Genomic DNA, 23,934 nt, shown 5'->3' with positions numbered 1-23,934 from the left:
ACATATATTTTCTGAACGTTATTTTGTTCATTTGCACGATGATGATAAGCATCAACGTGAAGGGACAGAACTATTCATTCGATTTTTATAACGGAACTTTTAATTTCAGTATCGATTCTTCTATTGTTTTCAACACATCGCAAAAAGCAACTGCCACTGAAACCGAAAAATTTTACAGTTATGTATCGGCCGGCCATTATGCAGAATTGATTGCTTCATTAAAAAAATACCGGGAAAAATACGACCTGAACGACTGGATTTATTACCAACTGATTCGTAAAACAGCAGAACAGATTAGTCCGAAGGCCGATAACTATTTCCGCTATACTTTATACAAATGGTTTTTACTGAGTAAATGTGGCTACGATGCCCGCCTGGCAGTGGGCAACGATCAGGTAATTTTTTATGTGAAGAATGAAGAAAACATTAGCGATATCCCCTTCTTCATGATTGATGGCGAAAAGTACATGTGCCTCAATTACCACGATTATGGTAAGTTGTTTAAACAAGCTGATGCTTACAAGCCGGTTAACATTACCATTCCGGAAGCCAGAAATGCATTTTCGTACAAGGTTACCCGTATGCCTGATTTTAAACCCGAAAATTATGCCGAAAAAGATGTAGAATTCAGCTACCGCCAAAAAATTTACCATTTTAAATTAAAGGTGAACGAAGATGTACAGGCTATTTTTAAAAACTATCCAGGTGTTGATTTTGAAAGTTACTTTAACATCCCCTTAAGCCGCGAAACCTACAGCTCGCTAATTCCGATTTTAAAAAACAATTTAAAAGGAATGGATCAGAAGAAAGGTGTCGATTACCTGATGCGATTTACACGTTACGCTTTTTTATATGAAAACGACGAACAAAACTTTGGTACAGAAAAAAGATTATCGCCCGAGCAAACCTTGTTAAATAAATACAGCGACTGCGACGACCGGGCTGCGCTCTTTTTTTTCCTCGTAAAAGAAATTTACGATTTACCCATGGTGGCCTTACTGTATCCTACACACCTTACCATGGCCGTACAGTTCGATAAACCTGTGGGTGAATTTATAACTTATAAAGGCAAAAAATATTCGTTTTGCGAACCAACGCCCCAAGCACAGGATTTAAAAATTGGCCAGCTTGCCAATAAGCTGAAAAACATTAAATATGAGATTGTATATGCTTACGAGCCTACAAAGAGATAAAAGACTATAAATATTAAATTTGGGTTAATTTAATATTAAAAAAACATTATCTTATTAATAACAAGCGCATTAACAGCTAATTTAAAGTATTTTTATCCCAAAAGGAGAATAACCCAATGGCTGCTATCATATATACCGTTATCAAAGAATTTTTTGTTGAAATTCATGGCCATCCGGTTAAAGCACGGATCTTATCACCAATTAACGACGAAAAGACTTTTACTTTTCAGGTGAGCTCGCACTTTAAAAACACCAGCGAGCAAGAAGCCAACATACCTGCATCAACATTTACTTCGTATGCAAACGCCGAACGTCATTTGCTTAGTTACCTTGAAGCTTTCCAGAATACTTTAGATTTGGGTGGCGATGTAGCCCCGGGAGTTAATTTCTAAACATTCTCTTTATCGTCTTTTTCAGAAGGAAGCTCCGCATCAATAGTATCTTCTTCAAACTTCTTTTTATCCCGCTGGTTTCTTCTAATTAGATAGGCAATTAAAATAATTACCAATACCGCAACGCCAATTAATACTGGATAGTTCATATTCGACGGATTAAGATTTAACAGACCTGATCTATACTAAGTTAGCCGAAATATTTTAGATGTTAACCACACGCCAAAGTGTTAACATAATCATAATATTAATTTAACTTTATGTTTTTTTACCTTTGGAAAAACCTACAAGTAGTTAAATGAAAAAGAACAAATCCAGGTCGAAAAGCCATTCGACAAGCAAAAAAATACGTAAAGAATTAGAATCGAAATTAGCCCTTGCATTTAACGAACTTGTTAATCAATACGGAAAAGCAAAGAAAACAGAAAAAATTATCGAGAAGTTTGCAAAGCAATTAGCTAAAAAAGTTTCTATTTCTGCAACAAACGATTCAATAACCCCATTTATCAAAGAAGAAAAGGACGTGATTGTTCCTGTTAAAGATAAACCAGTTAAAGCTGTTGCTGCAAAAAAGGTAAAAGCTCCAGCAAAAGAAGAAGCTGAATCAAAATAAAAACAAAAGGCTCTGTTGGTTAACCAACAGAGCCTTTTTATTAACTGACTACAAGCTTAAAAGCTATATCTTAATCCCAGCTGCATCTGATAACGCGATGCAAAGAAATCTTTTGAATAAGAGGTTACATCTTTCTGTGCAAAGGTGTAAACCGGATATGCAGTTGGTGTTCCGGCAGTAGCTACCTTAATACCTACACTGGCCATTGAGTTATAGGTATTAGGCGAGAAATACTGAATACCCCAGTCTTTATTAACCAAATTGGTTAGGTTAATAATGTCGTAAGTTAAAGTTAACACATGCGGATGTTTGCCTTTCGCCACCTGGATATCCTGAGCAAAGCGGAAATCGGCTTGCACGTTCCACGGTGTACGGGCACCATTACGTTCAGTAAAATCACCACGTCGGGTGCTTAAATATTTATCTCCATTAATGTAGGCATCAAATGCTACTGCCTGGGCAATTCCATCCGGAGTATTGGCGAAGAACTTTGTAGTTTCACCACTCGCTGGAATATACAATAAACTCACTGTTTGGCCCGTTCCGTTAATCCGGGTATTTACCAAGCCTAATGAGTACGGAGCGCCCGACTGGCCGCTAAAGAATAATGAGAAGTTAGAAACATACTTACCATTTTTTGCCCAATCTAATCTATAATTGACGGTTGAAATGATTCTGTTGCGGACATCGAAGTTAGAATAGGCCAGCCCCGGATTGTTTGGGCTCAATGCCTGATTTAACTGCCAGTTCGATTCCATAGAGTTACGGATACCGTTTGCAATATCTTTCGATCTACCGTAAGTATAGGCCACCATCATATCCAAACCTATCGGGAGTGACTTGCTGACCTGTGCAGTTAAGCTATATTTATATCCTCTGTCGGTGTTCGATAGCAAATAAGCATTGGTGTGTAATGGGTTAATTTTTGTACCCGAATAAATAGGCTGCTGCTTTTGCGTATCGTAAACCATGTATTTAGGATTATCTACATAGTTGATTTGCTGAAACTGCACATCCTTAATTACCTGGCTAAAAATACCTTCTACCGTAAACTTCCACTGATCGTCTGTTTTATAATCAAAAGCCAAATTACTTCTCCATGCTTTTGGCATTTTAAAGTTATTATCAACTAAATCTACCTGTGTAGCACCGCTTGCATCTTTAACATTGATGCCTTGTTTAGTTACATAACCTGCTTCGCCATTACCCGTTAAAGCATCTCTAACCGGATCTGAACCAGCTACCGGAGTTACAATTTTAGTTGGGTCAGCATTGGCATAAACATACGACTTATCAAATGCACCATAGTTAACGCCATTGTTATAGTAAGCATAACCAATCCAGGCGAAAGGAATACGGCTGGTAAACAAACCGGTTCCGCCACGTATAATTAAACTCTGGTTACCCAGGGCATCAAAATTAAAACCTAAGCGTGGCGAGATCTGAATTTTATTCAGGAATTTATTTGTAATTGCCGATGGCTGCGTATAAGTGTAGGTTGTACCGTAATTTACATCAACCGGAGAATTTGCAGTTTTGCTGCTTAAGGTTGGCATATCAGGCAAATTGGCCATATCAAAACGCAATCCCGGTGTTAGCTTTAAACGGTCGCCCAGTCTAATTTCATCCTGACCATAAACACTATACATATTTACATTAAACTGTGCTGTTGGGTTTGCAATAATATTATCGCGGCTATTATCATCATAATTATAGTTTGTACGTACCCTGTTTGGCTGGTTGTTTAAAAAATCGTTGATGCTGCTGTAGGCCACGCGGCCATTCCATGAGTTTACAAAACCATAATTAATGTTGTAAAATTCGTTGTGTGTACCAAAAGTAAAAGTGTGGATACCTTTGCTGTAGGTGTAATTATCTGTAAATTCAAAGGTATTCTGCTTCATATTGAAAATACTGGCTTCACGATCGGTACCCAAAAACAAGGTACCTCCATTAGCTGCAATCTCAATCTGCGGTAAAGCCGGATTAGAAAGCGGATCGCGGAAATCATGAACAGTAGAATATCCAATGATCAGGTTATTGGTAGCTGAATTACCGAAACGTGTTTTTAAATCGGCCACTGTTGATGTTTGATTATTGTTCTGTCTGAAATCAATGCCACCAAAACGGAAGTTAGACTGATCTCTTTCTAAATTTGTTGCTTTAGAAACAATTGTGTTATTCCTTATTGTTAACTGGTTATTTTCATTAATATTCCAATCTAAACGGTTAAAGAATTTGTTTGATTGCGAGTAGATATTGTAATTACCAAATGCACCGGCATCAACCCCGTATGCAGTGTTCATGCGGTCAGCTATCTGTTGTGCTTCTGTAGCAGTAAGCAGTTTCATATCTGATGAACCTGCACCCAAAATTACCGGGTCCTGGCGACGGGTAATTTCCTCATTAGTAAAGAAAAACAATTTATCTTTTATAATCGGAAAGCCTACACGGAAACCGGTTTGATAATCGTGAAAGGCTGAAGGTTCTTTTGAATTATCGCCAATTTTATTTCTGCCAATCAAAGCTGCATTACGGCCATATCCATAAACCGATCCTGTTACATCGTTTGTACCGCCACGGGTTACAGCATTAATACTTCCGCCCAAAAAGTTACCCACTTTTACATCGTAAGGCGATAAAAGTACGGTAACATCCTGTATTGCATCTAAAGATACCGGATTGGTACGCGTACTACTCCCGGGCATACCTGAACTACCACTTTGCCCCCCTAATGAAGGGCTAAAACCAATAGCATCGTTATTAATTGCCCCATCAATGGTTACGTTATTGTACCTGAAATTGGTACCACCAAAGGTATTGTCTTTGCTACCTTGCGGGGTTACACGGGTAACATCCTGCAAACTGCGGTTCATAGTAGGCAAGGTTTTAATTTGCCCTTCGCCTATGCTGGTACCGGCACCGGCCTTAGTTGGCCCTCTTTGGCCACGTACGTTTACTTCTGCAAGCTGGCTGCCCTGCTCCTGAATATCGATATCTAATTTTTGATCGGCACCTAAGGTTAAATAGATATTTTCTTTAACTACCGGACTGTAACCTACATAGGTTACAGTAATTTTGTAAGGCCCACCCGGATTTAAATTACCAATGCGGTAAAAGCCGGTTTCATTTGAAGAACCTTTAGAGATTGTGCCGGTAGGAATATGTACCATTGCAATGGTAGCCCCGGGAATAATCCCTTTCTCATCTTTTATCTTTCCATTTATACTGGCTGTTGTTACCTGTGCCTGCGCCGTGGCAAACAGCAACAATACAATACTAAATAAGGTTAGTATGCGTAATTTCATTTTCTGTTGTTTTTATTTTGCTACAAAACAACAGTCATAATGTTAATTAAATGTTAAACAATAATTAAATAATTACCGTTTGTTAACAAAAAATAAACAATATAAAAATATTAGAGAAATACCATTTTAACACCCATTATGGATGGCCTCGAATGTGGCTTAATTGAGCAATAAAGCTAGTTTGAAAAGATGAAGGTTTGGTGAAGATCGTTTCATGAAAACCCAAACGTTATGGTACATCTTATTAAAATTAAATTTGAATTTATTTCAAACTAAAAAACAAATACATTAGGTCTATTAACGAACAAAATTAATCGTTAACACATACAAAATCTGCCGGGTAAATTTAACTTATCCTTTATAAGGCAGTAAACTCATCCCATTTTATTTTATTGGCAATGCGCAATTTGATCGGACAAATCAAGGCTGTAGCTATTTCTGTTACACCAACCTTTTTATGCCAGCGTTTTCAAATTGCCTACAGATTGAATTATTTTTTTACTTAAATAACATACTATCATGAGTTTAAACAACAAAATCTCGGCAGAAATTACTACCGAACAAATGGCAAGGGTAACTGCACAATTACAGGAAGCAAAAGCAGCCTTTAAAGATATGCTTATTTTTAACCTTACTGCAGATGAGCGCCAGAACATGTTAAAAATGGGCGATAAAACGCTGGCTTTCGTAGGCAGGGCTATTTCGCGCACTAAGCAATCGCCAGAGCTGCCCCTCCTTTTTAGATGTGGCCGAAATACAAAAAGATTACAAATTTGCAGCCGATCTATATGAGATTTACCTCGAAGCGAATAAGTTTTTACGATCGGTAGAAGACTGCATGATGGTTGCCGGTGGTGAATCTTATGAAGCGGCTCCTGTTTTTTATAATGCCGTAAAGGGCGCGCACCGATCGAATATTGCAGGCACTCAAGACGTTTATGAAGATTTGAAGCAGCAATTCCCTAGAAACAGAAGGAATACCGAATCCAATATTTAAGAAAGTATATTGGCTGTGATTTTCAATTACAGCCAATAATTTTTGTACAAATTAACTCAAAATCATTAAAAAGAATATCGATTAAACAAAACCTATAATTATAAGATCAAAGCATATATTGATTAAACAAAAACCTATAATTATAGGCTCGGAGGATATAATTATCCGTTTTCAGCTGCTGGTGCGCCAGATGTAAATAATATTAAGCCCCTGCTTCTCGTTGGAAATACCTTTGTGTGAGTTAACAAAGGTTTCGCAAATAATTAAAAAGAAAAAGGCCGGAAGCGATTCCGGCCTTTTTTAATATTAGTTTAACTCAGATTATTTAACAGCACCTGGAGTAGTATAAGCTAAAGTTTGAGCATCAACCTGTGCCCAACCTGAAGCCCAGTTAGTTGTACCAAAAGCACCTTTGTAATCTACTTTATCAAAGAATGCACCCGATACTTTTGCATTGGTAAATGCAGCACCAGTAGCAGCAGCAGAACCAGTAACTAGAGTGAAGTCAGCATTTCCAGCTGCACCAGCTGCGGCGAAGTCTGTTCCGTAGATATAAGGATTCACGAATAGTGAACTTGCATATTTGCTGCCATCGAAAGTACTGGTTAATTTTAAAAGATCAGTAACCTGAGTAACAACACCAGCTGTACTCACACTGATATCAGTTTTGCTACCATAAACCAGGTTATTAGCAAAAACAGCCGAACCTGAAGTAAAGTTGGTAGAAGTAGAACCAGCAGTAATAACTTTAGTATCATCAACATAAACTCCGATTGGGAAACCAGAAATTACAGAGTTTAAAATACTGATTGATGAGTTACGACGAATTTGAGCACCGTGGTAATAGTTTGCGTTATAAGAACCACCTGAAGCTTTAATCGGACCTAAAATAGTAACATTTGAGAAAACAGCAGAAGTTTTAGGTGTTTGATCAGTACCTGTTGCATTGTTATCAGATTCGAAACCGTTTGATTGAGATTGATCGGCAACAGTAGCAACACGTTGTGCTAATGCAAACTGAATATTACCTGAATAACCAAAATCTGTATCGAAATCATCATCCCAGGTACCTATAGCCAATAAGTGTTTTGCATTTACTGTACCACCAAACCATTCGAAAGCATCGTCACCAGAACGGTAAATCTGAATATAATCCAAAGTAGTTCCCGAACCAACACCGCCCATCGTTAAACCGTTAATTTCGTTATCAACTGAATAAGCAATACCGGCAAATTCAATACGTACGTACTTCATAGTACCTGAATTATCAGCTACATCTGTACCACCATAAAAGATATAAGCTTTTTCGTCTTTACCGCTAGGTTGAACTAAACCGCCTTCGATTTTAACGTCAGTACCCTGGTTAACAGGCGCTTTACCTAATAAGATAACACCACCCCAATCTCCCTGACTACGTGCACCGGCATTTAAAGCAGATGTAAATACAATTGGTTTATCAACAGTACCGGTTGCATTGATCTTAGCGCCACGGGTAATAATTAATGTACCTTTTGAAGCTTTATCACCTTTGATGATTGTACCTGGTTCGATAGTTAAAGTAGCACCACCACTTACAAATACAAAACCTTTTAATAAATAGATTTTACTTGCAGACCAGGTTGTATTTGCTGAGATCTCGCCAGAAACTTCTACAACATTTGTATTGTTTGTCGGAGTTTCAGTTGAAGTACCTTCAACAATTACGTTCTTTTTACAAGAAGTTGAAAATAAAACTACTGACAAAGCAAGTAGTAAAAATTGGTTTTTCATTTTTTCTTTTTTAAATATTTTTATTTACAAATAGAGATTTTTAATTTTTCTTGTGGATTAATATCCTGTTAACATATTGTTAAAGACTAGAAAGTATAATTAAATGATAATGAAATGTTTCTACCCGTTTTGTAAGAGCTGAAAGTTTCATCACCACCATTACCTACACTACCGTTGTATTTTTTATCGCCGTTATAATCGAAATAAACTGTATTTCTTTGGTTTAATATGTCACCAACATTTAATTTAATCTCACCTTTTGATTTGATTACTTTGTAGCTGGCCTGGAAATCAATCACATCTCTTGGATTTTCCCATGTACTTGGGAAACGAATACCCCCCGCCTGAACAATTCTTCTGCCGATTTTATTGTAAAGGATATTGAAGTTTAATTTGTTATCTAAGGCGCTGTGCTGTAAACCAGCATTGATCAGGTAAGGCGACTGGCCTACCATCGGACGAGTTACGTCAATATATTGCTGATCGGTTGGGTTAGTTACCTTAGATTTAATTAATGATAAATTGAAATAAGCAGTGGTATTTTTAAAGAAACCTTCATCACTGATAAAGTTTAAATTCTTTCTTCCTTCAAACTCTAAACCATACACGTAAGCTTTCGGAGTATTAAAAAAGTTCACATCAACTGTTGATAATACATCGTAACGATAGATTTCGATCGCATTTGTAAAGTGCTTATAAAAAGCCGACACTGAGAAAAGCTGACCTGCTTCAGGATAAATTTCATAACGTAAGTCAAAGTTATCAATAAGCGATCTTTTCAAATTCGGATTACCAATGATATTACTCAATTGTTCATAATCATAATACGAGTTTAATGATAGCTCTCTAAACTCTGGTCTGGCCAAGGTACGGTAATAAGAAGCACGTAAATTAGCCTTTTTAGTCAAACTGTAGGTTAAGTTTAATGAAGGGAGTACGTCAAGCTGGGTATCATCAACATAAGTACCAAGCGTATTCATCAACTTTACATTATAATTTTCTACCCTTGCACCATAAACAGCTCTAAAGTTTTCACCAAATTTTTGATCGAGCATCAAATAACCATAGTTGGTAAATGAACTGGCATTGTAATCATCTAACGGACCGCCAACCTCTGCCAATCTATATACACCAGATTCAATTAGTGATGGTGCATATATTTCCGTAATAGGTAAAGCCCTGATCTTGGTTTGTAAATCGATATCATTGGTTGTTAATTGTGCGCCAACAAAGCGGGCATTGAAAGTCCTTTCACGATATTGTGACCCTAAACCAACTTTCATTGTGGTTGAAGCATCGAACAACTTAAATGGTGTGCTGTAATTAACATCACCTGCATATAAGTTCTCATTTAAATCAGAAAACATCCGTGTATTTTCCTTTCCTAATGAGGTAATATTAGCCTGATAAGGAACTGAAGGATTATTTTGATCAGCTAAAGCTTTTTGATAATTAATCTTCAGCTGGTTAGGTTGGTTATTGGTGATATTACTGTATGATGCAGTCCATTTCAACTTGTTATTACCTTTTCCAATTTGATGATCACCTTCAAAAGTTGCTTTGTAAAGTGATTTCTGCATAATGTCATAAGCAAAGAATTGGTTAGAGGTATTACCATCACGAATACCTGTACGAACAGTATAAGTATCATCGTAATTTTTGTTATAGATGTTTTTGAAGCTTATTTTGTTCTTGCCAAAGCTGTAGGCGAAATTTGCTAAAGCACCTAAACTACTCGAGAATTTATATTGGTTATCGTTATAATTATAGATATAAAAATTACGTTCCATATTCTCATTAATGGTCTGCGAGTTTCTGTAAGTAGCAGATACGGTTGCGCCAAAGCTGTTTCCATTTTCAAAATGTTTTACCCGGCCTAAATTAAACTGGTAATTCTGAGTCGGTAAAGCGCTGGTAGTTTTAATTGAATTATCAATCGGGAAGGATTTTAAAGCTGCAACGTTTTTAGCATCTGTGAAAGTTCCGTTCGCAATTGTAGCACGACTTGGAAAATTTTCGGCTAGTTGTTTCGAACCATCCTCATAACCTAAATAGGCTAAAGCATTTTTCTTGGTTCCAAGGAAATCTTTAAAAGTTGACTGGCTGTTATAACCATAACCAACACCAACTGAAAGGAAATTCTGCTCTGGAATATCTTTAGTTGCAATTTGCACCGCTCCTCCCGCAAAGTCAGCAGGCAAATCAGGAGTAGCCGTTTTGCTGATGGTAATTTTATCAACCAGGCTAGAAGGAACAATATCAAATGAGAAAGCTTTCCTATTAGCTTCAGTACTTGGTAAAGTAGAACCATCTAAAGTAGCTGTATTGTAGCGATCACTTAAACCACGAACAACAACAAACTTGTTATCCTGTATGGTAGCACCGCTAATCCTTTTTAGAACGTCAGAGGTGTTTTTATCTGGTGATTTTTTAATCTGATCGCTGGAAATACCATCAGAAATTAAAGCACTGTTTTTTTGCTGTGCATATAAAGAGTTAACCGATTCTTGTTTAAAGCTTGCTTTAACTACAACTTCCTGTAAGTTTTGGCCACCTGCTTCGCTTAGCACAATATTTAAACTGGTAACTGATGGTCCTTTTACTTCTACTTCAGATACTTCTTTAGTTTGGTACCCTACATAAGAGAACTCAAGGGTGTACTTGCCATTGGCCATGGCCTGAAGGATATACTTACCATCTACATCTGTAGACACGCCTTTGGTAGTACCTTTTATTTTAACAGTTACACCAATTAGTGTTTCGCCTGTTTTTTTATCTGATACAACACCCGAAATTTTGCCTGTTTGTGCATAAGCTGCTATGCCAAGAAATAAAACCAGCACAGTTAGTGCTGTTCTTCTAAAAATTGTGATTAAGTCCAATTTGCCTGTATTTAATTTTAGGCAAAGCTATTACCACAATGTTAGCTGTATGTTAGATGTTAATTAAGCTTAGTTTATTTAAAAGTTAATTTAATGTTAACCGTATCAGATTTAATACTTAATACCAGTTTTCTTGCAAATGAAGTGCAATAACCAGATCGGACCGATTAACAGGAACTTAACGTCATCCAGAAAGGATGGTTTTTTACCTTCAATTTTATGACCGATAAACTGCCCTATCCAGGCAGCTACAAATATGGCAGCATAAATACCATAAGCCGTTCCACTACCAAGGCCAACGGCTTGCTCTATTTTAACGATGATATAACTCATAAGCCCTACAACCCAGATCATTAAGAAGAACAGTACAGGCGAAAGAGTATAATAATAGTATAAACTAAAGGCCAGTAAAAAAGAGGCCCAGTTAAAATAACCATTATAACTACCTAAAAAACCAATATGCGGAAAAGGAATCTGCCATATCAGTCCCAGCAAACTGAATACAATTAATGGTACGCAAATCCAGTGCACTGTTTTATTGGTTGGATTTTGATGACTTTCTGCATATTTATCAAAAAGTACATCAACCGGACGTTTTGGCTCTAATTGTATAGTTTGCTTGCTCATTATGTAAAAATAAAAAAAAGCGATGGAATATCCATCGCTTTATATAAGAGACCTTATAGGTTTTTAAAAACCATAAGGTCTTAAAAGTATTACTTAGCAAAAGCTACAGAACGGGTTTCCCTGATTACGGTAACTTTTATCTGTCCCGGATAAGTCATTTCGGTTTGGATACGTGTAGAAATATCTGCTGCCAGTAATTCGGCCTGGGCATCGGTAATGCGCTCGCTTTCTACAATCACACGTAACTCTCTACCAGCCTGGATTGCGAAAGTTTTTTCAACACCAGGGTAAGATAAAGCCAGTTCTTCTAAATCCTTCAAACGTTTAATATAGCTTTCTACCACTTCTCTACGTGCACCAGGGCGCGCGCCAGAAATCGCATCACAAGCCTGGATAATCGGTGAGATCATTGAGGTCATTTCAATTTCGTCGTGGTGAGCACCAATGGCATTACAAATTTCAGGGTGTTCCTTATATTTTTCGGCCAGTTGCATCCCTAAAATTGCGTGTGGCAATTCCGGGTTATCATCAGGCACTTTACCAATATCGTGTAATAAACCTGCACGTTTAGCCATTTTTGCATTTAAGCCCAGCTCAGCAGCCATGGTAGCACAGAAATTAGCCACCTCACGCGAGTGGTGTAACAAGTTCTGACCGTAAGAAGAACGGTAACGCATACGGCCAACCATTCTGATTAGTTCAGGGTGTAAACCGTGAATACCTAAATCGATTACTGTACGCTCACCAATCTCTACAATCTCATCTTCGATTTGCTTTTTGGTTTTGGCTACAATTTCTTCGATACGTGCCGGGTGGATACGGCCATCGGTTACCAAACGGTGTAAGGCCAAACGGGCAATCTCTCTTCTTACAGGATCGAAACCTGATAAGATAATGGCTTCAGGGGTATCATCAACAATAATCTCGATACCTGTAGCTGCTTCTAAAGCACGGATATTTCTACCTTCCCTACCAATTACGCGACCTTTAATTTCATCACTTTCGATGTGGAAAATAGAAACCGAGTTTTCGATTGCAGCCTCAGTAGCTGTACGCTGAATGGTTTGGATTACTACCTTTTTAGCTTCTTTACTTGCTGTTAATTTGGCTTCGTCCACAATATCTTTTACCTGCATCATGGCCTGTGTACGGGCCTCTTGTTTCAGGTTTTCTACCAACTGCTCTTTAGCTTCTTCTGCCGAAAGACCCGCAATGGTTTCCAATTGCTTAAGGTGTTGGTTCTTCAATACTTCAACTTCCTCTTGTTTCTTTACTGCAAGATCAGTTTGTTTTTCCAGATTAGTTTTTTGCTTATCAAGCTCCTGCTCTTTTTTATTAAAGTTTTCCATGCGCTGGTTCACCGATTGCTCTTTTTGCTTCATGGTGTTTTCGCGCTGGTTAATGGTATTGTTTTTAGCGTTTACTTCCTGCTCGTGCTCAGCTTTTAACTGTAAAAATTTCTCTTTGGCTTCGAGCAATTTATTCTTTTTTAAAATTTCAGCATTGTTTTCTGCATCTTTTAAAATCTTCTTCACCTTGTTCTGTGCAGCCACTTCCTGCTGTTTCAGTAAGTTACGCAGGAGGAATCTTCCTACCACTACTCCGATAGCGATACCTGCAATTACGGCAAACACATATCCTAATATTTCAACTATTTCCATTTTGTTTTTTAAGTAAAAAAAAAACCGCAACTAATTTTTAAAGTCTCATACATTTTAAACCTCAACTAAGCATAATTAGGGTTTAAGCCATTTTCAGGTGCAAAGCAAATGAAATACGCCCTCTTAACCCTATAGATATTGAAGTGTTAAGTTTTATAAAATTTGAAACTCAAAAACTAGCTGCGGCTATATTTTTGTGCTAATATATACAACGCTGCGTCATCCTGAATTTATTTCAGGATCTTATTTTAAAGGCTCTGAAGCAAGTTCAGAGTGACGAAATGTTTAAAGAACGAACCTTATTTTGAAAAGAAATTATTGAGTAAAACATCCAATTCTTCAACTTTATCGGCAACAGCAGTATCCTGATTTTGTACTTTGTTTTCTGTTCTTAATACGGCTGTTGCATAATGCAAAACTGCCATAGAAAGAAGATCCTGCTTATCTCTAACCGCATAATTATCCTGATAATCTTTTATGCGCTCATTGATCATTTTTGCCGCCCGTCTCACAATTTCTTCCTCTTCCATATTTACCTTTAAGGGATAAATACGGTCGGAAATGGTTATTTTAATCGAGATTTCTCCCATTTGTTTAGCTTAGTTTCTGATTTCCCCGCATCATTTATTTTTTCAATAATGCGATACTTTTATCAATCTCCCGCACAAAATCGTTAATTTTTTGTTTTATATCAAGCGATTTTTCACTGGTTCCTTCTATACTCTTAGCCAATTTTGTAACCCTTAATTTTTCTTCAAGTTCTACATTTTTGCCTTTCGAAGTATCGAATGCAACTTTTAACGATTGATTTTCAAGCTTTAATAAATCATTTTCTTCCTGTAGCGCATTACATAACTCTAATACCCGAGCCGTTTTTTGTAATACCTTATCTAATTGATCTGCAACAGAAGTCATGAATTTATTTCTAAAAATACGAATTTATATTTTATTTCCTAATTTCTGCGCCAGCTTGTGCTGTTAAATTCGCGATTAACTTCTGCATCGTATTTTCAATCTGCTTATCGGTTAAGGTCTGCTCTTCATCCTGCAGGATAAAGTTTAACGCATAAGATTTTTTCCCTTCCGGTAATTTATCTCCCATATACACATCAAAAACGCCAACTTCTTTAATCAGCTTCTTATCGGTTTTAAAAGCAATCCCTTTTAAAGTATCGAAAGTAACCTCTTGATCGATCAACAATGAAAGATCGCGGCGTACCTGCGGGTACTTTGCAACATCTTTGTGAACAATTTTATTTTTCTTAACGATATCCAGTAAAACAGCCCAGTCGAAATCAGCATAGAAAACCTCTGCATTTACATCGGCCACTTTACGGTCGGCTTTTGAAGCCGCTCCAAAGCTTACTAAGGTTTTATCGCCACGGAAATACTTAATACCGTAAGCAAAATCTTCATTCGTCAATGTATCACTTTGGTAAGTCGAAACCCCTAAACGGGCTATAATTGCATCAACAGCCGATTTTAAGTTATAAAAGGTAGTCGGTTTTGAGTTCTGGTTCCATTGCTCGCCTTGTTTCGCTCCCGAAATCAACAACAACAAGCGCGGGCGCTCTACATATTGTCCGTTAATCAAATGGTAAGTTTTACCGAATTCGTAAAACTTAACATCAGCATTTTTACGGTTCTGGTTGTAAGCTACACTTTCTAAGGCTGGCATCAATAAATTCTGTCGCATTACATTTAAATCGCTGCTCAACGGATTTAAAATAAATACAGCCTCATCTATATTTTTAGAATAAGCCGATTTGGTTAACGAATTACACATAATCTCAGCGTAACCATTCGAGGTAAGCATATCGGCAATTACGTTATGCGTATTCTCTTTTTCGGGTTTAATGCTATAAGATAGGGAAGCATTTACCTTGGTCGGGATTTCGATATTGTTGTAACCGTAAATACGCAGCACCTCTTCGGTAATATCGCACTCACGCGTAACATCTACTTTAAACGAAGGCACTCTTAATGCCAGGGTATCATCGGAAGTACTGGTAGCCGAAATGCCCAGGGCAGTAATAATGTGCTTAATTTCTGCCGAAGGGATATTTGCCCCGATTAGTTTATTGATATTGGTATAACTTACCTCGAACTCGAACGGACGGATATGTTTTGGGTAAATATCAGAAACTGATGAAGAAATTTCGCCTCCTGCCAGTTCTTTAATTAATAAAGCAGCATATTTTAAAGCGGTAACAGTAATTTCAGGATCGGTACCACGCTCAAAACGGAAAGAAGCATCGGTTTTTAAACCGTGTCTTTTCGAAGTTTTACGTACGGAAACCGAATTAAAATAAGCACTTTCTAAAAAGATATTTTTGGTTTCGGTATCTACACCTGAAGTTTTACCGCCAAAAACACCTGCAATACACATTGGTGCTTCAGCGTTGCAGATCATTAAATCATCTGCACTTAATTTGCGCTCAACATCATCAAGCGTTACGAAAGGTGTACCTTCAGCCACTTTTTTAACAATAACTTTTCCGCCGGCAATTTTATCGGCATCGAAAGCATGTAGTGGCTGACCTAAACCATGCAATACATAATTGGTAATATCTACCACATTGTTAATCGGACGAAGGCCAATTACTTTCAGTTTATCTTTTAACCACTCAGGCGATTCGGTTACCGTTACCCCTGAAATTGTAACACTGCTATAACGTGGGCATGCCTCTAAATCTTCAACCTCAACCGGAATAACCAGGCTCTCGTTATCTGTTTTAAAAGCAGTAAGATCAGGAATTTCGTATTCGCTTCTGAAATAAGCGGCCAAATCTCTGGCTACACCTAAATGCGAAGCTGCATCCGCACGGTTTGGCGTTAATCCAATTTCGAAAAGATAATCATCCTCCATTTTAAAATGATCTTTCGCCAGAATACCTACTTCAGCATCATTGGCCAGAATCATAATTCCATCGTGCGATTTACCTAAACCAATCTCATCTTCGGCGCAAATCATTCCCTGCGAAAGTTCGCCCCTGATTTTTGATTCTTTAATTTTAAATGGCTCACCCTCTAACGGATAAACAGTTGTACCCACAGTAGCTACAACCACTTTTTGTCCGGCTGCCACATTTGGTGCACCACAAACAATCTGCAGGTTTTCACTTCCACCAACATTTACAGTGGTAACCCGTAAGCGATCGGCATTTGGATGCTGTACACAGGTTAATACCTCGCCTATAACCAAACCTGCCAAGCCTCCTACTATAGGCTGCACTTCTTCTACACTTTCTACTTCTAAACCCACATTGGTTAGGATTAAAGAAAGTTCCTGAGGTGTTTTATCTATCTGTACAAATTGTTTTAACCAGTTATATGATATTTTCATTTTTGGAGTATCAAGTAGTAAGTACCCTGTATCAAGACATATCCAGAAGGGCACTCTAATTTCATAAAACGCAAAGATATTATTTAAAGGTTAAAGCCGAAAGGTGATTATGCGGAAATATAGCGGTAAATTGATGATATTGCATATATTTTAACCAATACCGTATTTCACAGCACATAAATATGTAATTACTCATAGGGATTGCCAATAAATTTTTTACCATTAAAAAACAGTTTTCGAATTATTGTCTTTTGTTTTTCTTTCCTCGCCCTAACAATTGGCGTATTATCATCTGTTAAGTATGTAAAATATAGCGTTCTATTTTTTGGATTATACTCAAATTTCTCAATATCCCCCATTCTTGCAGTCAATACGAGAGCAGAAGAACTATGATCTCCATGATCGTATCCTTCGTTATCTTCAAACGCCGGATAGTTAAAATTAATAGAATCCTTTTTCACCTCTACTACTACAGCAGTACTATAAATACACGTTGTACACCCTACACCGTCGCCTAAACACAAATACAGCTCTTTATTTTTCACAGGCAACTTATAGATCATATTAAACCATGCCCCACTGGAAGGAAAATTATTGTTCACATCCTGGCTAGTTTTAATAATCTGCTTTCCTGAAGCTGTTCGATAATACAACACACTGATATTGCTTTTAAAAGTGCCACCTGTATTCTCGTACCAGTTAAATATCCAAAATCTTTTATCATCTGAGCGTATTACTCCTAGCGAGGTGTGCAAGCTATCCAGCATCTCATTGGTAACTTTTGGATTGATTAGCACCCTGGTCAACTCATGGATTATCAAATCATTAATATCGTGGCCCGAAGTATCATCCGCAATACTTTCGGATTTGGTAGTATCTGCGATAGATAACAGCGTTTTTAAACTATCAAGAATTGGAAAATGTACAGCATTAGTTGTAGTTGAATCTTTTTGAACTTTTGATTCTGCATTTTTTACACTTTTTTGCTGTCCTTCCTTTTTTGCAATTTTATTGGAGTTACAAGCGAATATAAAAGTAAGTAAAAATGATATCACCAGATATTTATCTAATTTCATGATTGCGTTTAAGCTGAACCAGCAAGATACTACTATTAATAATTGCCGCTAAATAATTAGGTTTACCTTCATTAAGCGTTTACAAATTAACGAAGTCGTCCAATCACAGATACTTGCAAAACTTCGTGAGTGCGCACTGTTAAAACCAAAGTCTGGCAAAAACAGGCAAGTGATCAGAATAATACCTTTTATCTTTACTATCCGATAGTACAGCAAATTTCTGCACTTTAAATCCCTTGTTTACAAAAATATAATCGATACGATCTTTTAATTCACTATCAAAGTGAAAGGCATTAAAGGTGCCTGATGGCCCATAAGGTTTTTCGGCAGAAACTTCTTTTGCATCAATGAGGAAAGACTTAATAGTGGCAATGGCTTCGGTTTCAGGTGTTACGTTTAAATCGCCGGTAAAAACAACAGGTAAAGTTGGGGCAATTTGTTGTATTTTTTGTTTTAGCAATTTAGCCGATTCAATTCTGGCCTGAACACCAATGTGATCGTAGTGGGTATTAAAAACCAGAAATTCCTTTTTATTCTGCTTATCGTACAGTCTCACCCAGCTGCACACGCGGTTAAGCGCAGCATCCCAACCTTTCGATGGTACATCGGGTGTTTCAGACAACCAGAAAGTTCCGCCATCTTTCTTTGTAAAGCGGTCTTTATCGTAATAAACTGCTGAAAACTCACCTTTTCTTTTACCGTCATCGCGACCAACCCCAACAACATCAAAATTCGAATCTTCTAGTAAAGCATCAAACTGCTCGGGCAAGGCTTCCTGAACGCAAAGAATATCTGCATCATGAAATTTTACCAGCGCTTTAACATTTTCTTTCCGGTTAGGCCAGGCATTTACGCCATCAGACGCTACATTTAAACGAATATTATAGGTTATAATGTTAATAGGTATGCCTTTTTTCTGGGCAAATGCCGTCACAGCTAAAAGCATGGCAACAGAAAGAATTAATAATTTTCTCATTTGTGTATGATTGTTTTTAATCAGTTCCACCACAATTGGTGTCGCATAAATTTAATAAGCTGCGATGATAACAATTTAACATTAATTCTACTTTAACCGTTTAATATATTTTTAAATTAAATCTTCATCCTTATAACTATAGTATTTGTTACGGGCAAAGATGATATGATCGACCACAAAAAGGCCTAGCAAATTGCCCGATGCGACTAAATCGCGGGTAAGTTTATTGTCGCTATCACTAGGTTTTAAATTACCCCAAGGGTGATTATGACCGAGTACAATATTCGCGGCATTGTTTTCCAACGCAATTTTAAAGATGATTTTCGGATCGGCTACTGTTCCGGCCTGGCCGCCTTTGCTAATTTGAAACTTACCAATGATGTGATTTGATCTGTTTAACAGCAAAATCCAGAATTCTTCGTAGTGAAGGCCTGCAAAAGTTTGATGCAAATAATTATAAGCCTGATTAGAAGTAGTGATCTGAACACTCTGCTCGTCGTCGGTTTCCTTTCTTCGCAGCCCCAGCTCCAGTGCAGCAATAATGGAGAGCGCCTTTGCTTCGCCAATTCCGCTAAATCACGAAAGTTCCTGAATAGATGCCTTACCTAGCCGAACTAAACTGTTATCGTAAAAAGACAGTATTCGTTTGCTCAAATCAACAGCTGTTTCGTTTTCTATTACCAGAGCCGATTAAAATGGCAATTAATTTAGCGTCTGTTAAATATCGCCTGCCATGTTGTAAAAGCCTTTTGCGTGGCCTGTCGGCCTCAGCCCATAATTTTATACCTAATTTTTGTTTGTTGTTTTCCATTTTTTCCGACAAAAAAAGGCATCCCAACTTTTGGTTGGGATGCCTTTCACTAATATCGTAAAAAAATTGGCTTATTTTAAACCGTTAACGAATTTCGTTAATTTTGATTTGTTATTAGCCGCTTTGTTTTTGTGGATGATGTTCTTTTTAGCTAAACGATCTAACATAGAGATTACTTTAGGCAATAAATCAGATGCAGATTTTTTGTCTTCTGCAGCACGTAGTCTTTTAATGAAAGTACGTGTAGTTTTTGCCTGATATCTGTTACGTAAACGTTTTGTTGCGTTTGCTCTAATTCTTTTTAATGAAGATTTATGATTTGCCATTTCTATTTAGCCTTTTATTTTTCTTAATCGTTTCCTATAATTCGGGTTGCAAATATAGAATTAATGTTTTAAAAATACAAAACACTTTTAACTTTTTTATTCACTAAAATTCACGTCCCTTGTCGAAGTGCAAAAATACACTAAATTTATTCATTAATAATACTTTAACTGGTAACAATAAAAATTAATTTGAATTAAGAAAACAGCCTTAAAAATACTATTTTTGGGCAAAACCCTTTTTGAGTGAAAAAACGAATAGCCATCTTTGCATCAGGTTCTGGCTCTAATGCCCAAAAACTGATGGAGCATTTCAAGCGGAGTAATGAGATAGAAATTTCTTTGGTGCTAACCAATAATGCCGAAGCCTACGTATTACAAAGAGCAGATAATTTTGAAATCCCTACCCACATTTTTGACAAAAATGAGTTTTATAAAACCGACGAGGTAATAGAACTGCTAAAGAATCTGGAAATCGACTTCATTGTTCTGGCAGGTTTCCTTTGGCTAATCCCTAAAAGCTTAATCCATGCCTACCCCGGCCGCATTGTTAACATACACCCTGCTATTTTACCAAAATTTGGTGGAAAAGGCATGTATGGCGATCATGTACACAATGCGGTAATTGCTGCAGGCGAACCCGAAGGCGGTATTACCATTCATTACGTTAACGAAAATTACGATGAAGGTGAATACATTTACCAGGCACGATACAAAATTGATAAAAACGATAGTCTTGAAATGGTTAAATTTAAAGGCCAGCAATTGGAGCACCAGCACTATCCGCGCATAGTTGAAAGCATTGTAAAGAAAATTAGCAAATAACAATTAAGCAGTACAAGTTATATTTTACAATTAGCCCGACTATAACCGGGCTAATTGTAGTTATGCCTTATATATAGCATATCGCTTATTAAGGCATATAACGTATAAAGAGAATCGCAATCGTGTATCTACCAGTTTCAATCCAAACGTTAAAACAGGCTTGATCAATCTCCGAAACATTAGGTAGTTTAACCATTTATAACTAGTTAATTAGCATCGTTTCACAGGTCAAAATATTCTTTTTATTTTTTTAATTAACAGGATGATTTTTTACCAATAAAACATAATAAAAAAACAATCCTGTTTTACTACCTTTGCGGCTCAAAATTTACAGTAAAATGAGTCAGCCAATTAAGATTAAAAACGCTTTAATTTCAGTATATTATAAAGATGGTTTAGAACCATTGGTAAAATTGTTAGCCGCACAGGGAGTACAGTTATTTTCTACCGGCGGTACAGAACAATTTATCAAAGATCTGAACCTTCCGGTTACGGCGGTTGAGGATTTAACAGGTTATCCTTCTATTTTAGGCGGACGTGTTAAAACTTTGCACCCAAAAGTATTCGGCGGTATTTTAAACCGCAGGGCTTTAACTGGCGACCAGGAGCAAATTGCTGAATATGAGATCCCGGAAATTGATCTGGTAATTGTTGATTTATACCCATTCGAAGAAACCGTAAAAGCAGGTGGAACACCGGAAGAGATTATCGAGAAAATCGATATCGGTGGTATTTCTTTAATCCGTGCAGCGGCTAAAAACTTCAACGATGTTGTAATCATTGCATCGAAAAATGACTACCCTACTTTACAGGCACAATTAGAAGCACAAAATGGAGAAACTACTTTAGCACAACGTAAATCGTTTGCTAAAACTGCCTTCCATACTTCTTCTCACTACGATACTGCTATTTTTAATTACTTTAACCAGGAAGAGCCGCTTGACGTTTTTAAACAAAGCGTTACTGAAGCTAAAACTCTGCGTTATGGCGAAAACCCTCATCAGGGTGCTGTATTTTATGGCAATTTAGATGCTATGTTTACCAAACTAAACGGTAAAGAACTTTCTTACAACAATTTGGTTGATGTGGATGCTGCTGTTGCCTTAATTGATGAATTCGAAGATCCTACTTTTGCGATCTTAAAACATACCAACGCTTGCGGCATTGCTTCACGTCCAACTGTAAAACAAGCATGGATTGACGCATTGGCTTGCGATCCTGTTTCTGCTTTCGGTGGTGTTTTAATTACCAATGTAGAAGTTGATCTAGCTACAGCTGAAGAAATTAACAACCTATTTTTTGAGGTACTAATTGCACCTGCTTACCAGCCTGAGGCCGTTGAGTTGTTCAGCAAAAAGAAAAACCGTGTAATTTTACAGCGCAACGAAGTTGAGTTGAGCAAAAAACAATTTAAAACCTTATTAAACGGTGTAATTGAGCAGGATAAAGATTTAATTATCGAGGGTCCTGAGCAAATGACAACCGTTACCGATAAAGCACCAACTGCGCAGGAATTAAAAGATTTATTTTTCGCCAATAAAATTGTAAAGCACACTAAATCGAATACCATTGTTTTGGTTAAAGATGATGTGCTAATTGCAAGCGGTGTTGGCCAGACTTCACGCGTGGATGCATTAAGACAGGCTATCGAAAAAGCTGCTTCATTTGGTTTCAGCGTTAAAGGTGCTGCAATGGCTTCTGATGCCTTCTTCCCTTTCCCTGACTGTGTTGAAATTGCTGCTGATGCCGGAATTACTGCTGTTTTACAACCAGGTGGTTCTATTAAAGATGCTGATTCTGTTGCAAAAGCTAACGAAAAAGGCATTGCCATGGTTACCACTGGCGTAAGACACTTTAAACACTAATTAAGATTAAAGCTCAAAGACCAAAGCTTAAAGCACCCAGCATAAGCTTTAGTCTTTTTGAATTTATCTTTAAATTTTAATTGCCTAAAAAACAATTTAATGGTTAAAGAAAATAGAAGTTAAAACAATAAAAAAGCTATTTTTACATTAGGAATAGTATACATTTATTAAAATTAAAGAAACATACCTCATACATGGGATTATTTAACTGGTTTACGCAAGAAGTTGCCATTGATTTGGGCACTGCGAATACCCTAATTATACATAACGACAAAGTGGTGGTGGATGAACCATCAATTGTTGCTTTTGACCGCACTACAAACAAAGTTATTGCTATTGGTCGCCAGGCCATGCAAATGGAGGGTAAAACCCACGATAATATTAAAACCGTTCGCCCGCTAAAAGATGGTGTAATTGCCGATTTCAACGCTGCTGAAGCTATGATTAAAGGCATGATCCGCATGCTTAACGGCGGTAAAGGCTGGATGTTCCCATCGTTACGTATGGTAATCTGTATCCCATCGGGTATTACAGAGGTAGAAAAACGTGCGGTACGCGACTCGGCCGAAATTGCAGGTGCTAAAGAAGTTTATTTAATACACGAGCCGATGGCTGCTGCAGTAGGTATTGGTATTGATGTGGAAGAACCAATGGGTAATATGATTATCGATATCGGTGGTGGTACTACCGAAATTGCGGTAATTGCTTTATCTGGTATCGTTTGCGATCAGTCTATCCGCGTTGCGGGAGATAACTTCGACTCTGACATTGTAAATTACATCCGTCGCCAGCACAACATTATGATTGGTGACCGTACTGCTGAAAAGATTAAAATTGAAGTAGGGGCTGCTTTACCTGAGCTACAGGATGCCCCTGCTGATTTTGCTGTTCAAGGCCGTGATTTAATGACAGGTGTACCTAAACAAATTACGGTTTCTTACACCGAAATTGCACACTGTCTGGATAAATCAATCTCTAAAATTGAAGAAGCGATTTTAAAAGCATTAGAGATTACCCCACCAGAACTTTCAGCAGATATTTACCAAACCGGTATTTATTTAACAGGAGGTGGTGCGTTATTAAGAGGATTAGACAAACGTGTGGCAGCTAAAACGAAATTACCTGTTCACGTGGCTGAAGATCCACTTCGTGCTGTAGTTCGTGGAACTGGCATCGCCTTGAAAAATATTGGCGGATATAAATTCTTAATGCAATAACCTTGATTTGAGATATGAGACGTGAGATTTGAGACTAATTATCCAAACTCAT

Annotated in this window: 22 protein-coding genes; 8 read left to right on the top strand and 14 right to left on the bottom strand. The window is 37.4% G+C overall.

Going from position 1 to position 23,934, the window contains the following annotated elements:
• Window positions 1-38: 38 nt before the first annotated feature.
• Together G7074_RS17145 and G7074_RS17140 are read left to right on the top strand one after the other, a co-directional pair.
• Entirely contained in the window at window positions 39-1,193 is a 1,155-nt protein-coding gene (locus G7074_RS17145) for a hypothetical protein (protein WP_124560740.1), read from the top strand.
• A gap of 116 nt (window positions 1,194-1,309) precedes the next feature.
• Entirely contained in the window at window positions 1,310-1,585 is a 276-nt protein-coding gene (locus G7074_RS17140; protein ID WP_124560741.1) for a hypothetical protein, read from the top strand.
• Here the strand turns inward: G7074_RS17140 and G7074_RS17135 are convergent.
• Entirely contained in the window at window positions 1,582-1,734 is a 153-nt protein-coding gene (locus tag G7074_RS17135) for a FeoB-associated Cys-rich membrane protein (protein ID WP_166210136.1), read from the bottom strand. The two genes, G7074_RS17140 and G7074_RS17135, sit on opposite strands and share 4 nt — an antisense overlap.
• A gap of 149 nt (window positions 1,735-1,883) precedes the next feature.
• Between G7074_RS17135 and G7074_RS17130 the strand changes: the two genes are divergently transcribed.
• Entirely contained in the window at window positions 1,884-2,198 is a 315-nt protein-coding gene (locus tag G7074_RS17130) for a hypothetical protein (RefSeq protein WP_124560742.1), read from the top strand.
• A 56-nt stretch (window positions 2,199-2,254) separates the two neighbouring features.
• On the opposite strand, the gene G7074_RS17125 is transcribed toward G7074_RS17130, so the two are convergent.
• Window positions 2,255-5,506: a TonB-dependent receptor gene (locus tag G7074_RS17125; RefSeq protein ID WP_166210133.1), complete on the bottom strand. Its 3,252-nt coding sequence runs from the start codon at window positions 5,504-5,506 to the stop codon at window positions 2,255-2,257.
• A gap of 519 nt (window positions 5,507-6,025) precedes the next feature.
• Between G7074_RS17125 and G7074_RS17120 the strand changes: the two genes are divergently transcribed.
• Together G7074_RS17120 and G7074_RS17115 are read left to right on the top strand one after the other, a co-directional pair.
• Window positions 6,026-6,298 carry a hypothetical protein gene (locus G7074_RS17120; RefSeq protein ID WP_166210130.1) on the top strand — a complete coding sequence of 91 codons (273 nt, stop codon included), beginning with the start codon at window positions 6,026-6,028 and terminating at the stop codon, window positions 6,296-6,298.
• Window positions 6,252-6,503: a hypothetical protein gene (locus G7074_RS17115; RefSeq protein ID WP_124560745.1), complete on the top strand. Its 252-nt coding sequence runs from the start codon at window positions 6,252-6,254 to the stop codon at window positions 6,501-6,503. The genes G7074_RS17120 and G7074_RS17115 overlap by 47 nt, the downstream gene beginning before the upstream one ends.
• Window positions 6,504-6,824: 321 nt before the next feature.
• Here G7074_RS17115 and G7074_RS17110 read toward each other — a convergent pair whose 3' ends face one another.
• The 12 genes from G7074_RS17110 to rpsT form a co-directional block, all read right to left on the bottom strand.
• Window positions 6,825-8,273, bottom strand: a complete 1,449-nt coding sequence (locus tag G7074_RS17110) for a hypothetical protein (protein ID WP_124560746.1) — start codon at window positions 8,271-8,273, stop codon at window positions 6,825-6,827.
• Window positions 8,274-8,359: 86 nt separating this feature from the next.
• The gene (locus G7074_RS17105) at window positions 8,360-11,155 is read right to left on the bottom strand and encodes a TonB-dependent receptor (protein ID WP_233603909.1); all 2,796 of its coding nucleotides are present in this window, start codon (window positions 11,153-11,155) and stop codon (window positions 8,360-8,362) included.
• Between the two features lie 111 nt (window positions 11,156-11,266).
• On the bottom strand, window positions 11,267-11,782 hold the full coding sequence (locus G7074_RS17100) for a DUF962 domain-containing protein (RefSeq protein WP_124560747.1): 516 nt from the start codon (window positions 11,780-11,782) through the stop codon (window positions 11,267-11,269).
• 89 nt (window positions 11,783-11,871) lie between these two features.
• Complete coding sequence (gene rny, locus G7074_RS17095) at window positions 11,872-13,443, bottom strand: ribonuclease Y (protein ID WP_124560748.1); 1,572 nt, start codon at window positions 13,441-13,443, stop codon at window positions 11,872-11,874.
• Window positions 13,444-13,742: 299 nt separating this feature from the next.
• Window positions 13,743-14,033 (bottom strand): cell division protein ZapA, encoded by a 291-nt coding sequence (locus tag G7074_RS17090; RefSeq protein ID WP_025143281.1) that lies wholly within the window; start codon window positions 14,031-14,033, stop codon window positions 13,743-13,745.
• A 34-nt stretch (window positions 14,034-14,067) separates the two neighbouring features.
• On the bottom strand, window positions 14,068-14,358 hold the full coding sequence (locus G7074_RS17085; protein ID WP_124560749.1) for a hypothetical protein: 291 nt from the start codon (window positions 14,356-14,358) through the stop codon (window positions 14,068-14,070).
• A gap of 31 nt (window positions 14,359-14,389) precedes the next feature.
• Window positions 14,390-16,789 carry a phenylalanine--tRNA ligase subunit beta gene (gene pheT, locus G7074_RS17080; RefSeq protein WP_166210127.1) on the bottom strand — a complete coding sequence of 800 codons (2,400 nt, stop codon included), beginning with the start codon at window positions 16,787-16,789 and terminating at the stop codon, window positions 14,390-14,392.
• Window positions 16,790-16,977: 188 nt separating this feature from the next.
• The gene (locus tag G7074_RS17075) at window positions 16,978-17,865 is read right to left on the bottom strand and encodes a hypothetical protein (protein WP_124560751.1); all 888 of its coding nucleotides are present in this window, start codon (window positions 17,863-17,865) and stop codon (window positions 16,978-16,980) included.
• Window positions 17,866-18,004: 139 nt separating this feature from the next.
• The gene (locus G7074_RS17070) at window positions 18,005-18,841 is read right to left on the bottom strand and encodes an endonuclease/exonuclease/phosphatase family protein (RefSeq protein ID WP_124560752.1); all 837 of its coding nucleotides are present in this window, start codon (window positions 18,839-18,841) and stop codon (window positions 18,005-18,007) included.
• Between the two features lie 111 nt (window positions 18,842-18,952).
• Window positions 18,953-19,291, bottom strand: coding sequence for a JAB domain-containing protein (locus G7074_RS27980; RefSeq protein ID WP_317125532.1), 339 nt, complete (start codon window positions 19,289-19,291; stop codon window positions 18,953-18,955).
• A 205-nt stretch (window positions 19,292-19,496) separates the two neighbouring features.
• On the bottom strand, window positions 19,497-19,652 hold the full coding sequence (locus G7074_RS27975; protein WP_370526527.1) for a UPF0758 domain-containing protein: 156 nt from the start codon (window positions 19,650-19,652) through the stop codon (window positions 19,497-19,499).
• 71 nt (window positions 19,653-19,723) lie between these two features.
• Entirely contained in the window at window positions 19,724-19,978 is a 255-nt protein-coding gene (rpsT, locus tag G7074_RS17060) for a 30S ribosomal protein S20 (RefSeq protein WP_029277289.1), read from the bottom strand.
• A 243-nt stretch (window positions 19,979-20,221) separates the two neighbouring features.
• On the opposite strand from rpsT, the gene G7074_RS17055 reads away from it, so the two are divergent.
• The 3 genes from G7074_RS17055 to G7074_RS17045 all read left to right on the top strand — a co-directional run bounded on the left by G7074_RS17055 (window position 20,222) and on the right by G7074_RS17045 (window position 23,882).
• Entirely contained in the window at window positions 20,222-20,800 is a 579-nt protein-coding gene (locus G7074_RS17055) for a phosphoribosylglycinamide formyltransferase (protein ID WP_039478268.1), read from the top strand.
• A 338-nt stretch (window positions 20,801-21,138) separates the two neighbouring features.
• A complete protein-coding gene (gene purH / locus G7074_RS17050; protein ID WP_124560753.1) occupies window positions 21,139-22,665 on the top strand; it encodes a bifunctional phosphoribosylaminoimidazolecarboxamide formyltransferase/IMP cyclohydrolase in 1,527 nt (508 codons plus the stop codon).
• Between the two features lie 194 nt (window positions 22,666-22,859).
• On the top strand, window positions 22,860-23,882 hold the full coding sequence (locus tag G7074_RS17045) for a rod shape-determining protein (protein ID WP_010601761.1): 1,023 nt from the start codon (window positions 22,860-22,862) through the stop codon (window positions 23,880-23,882).
• Window positions 23,883-23,934 lie beyond the last annotated feature (52 nt).

The organism is Pedobacter sp. HDW13 (genome assembly GCF_011303555.1).
Lineage (GTDB): Bacteria > Bacteroidota > Bacteroidia > Sphingobacteriales > Sphingobacteriaceae > Pedobacter.
The sequence above is the reverse complement of the archived record's forward strand: the minus strand, read 5'-3'. Positions and strand labels throughout refer to the sequence as shown.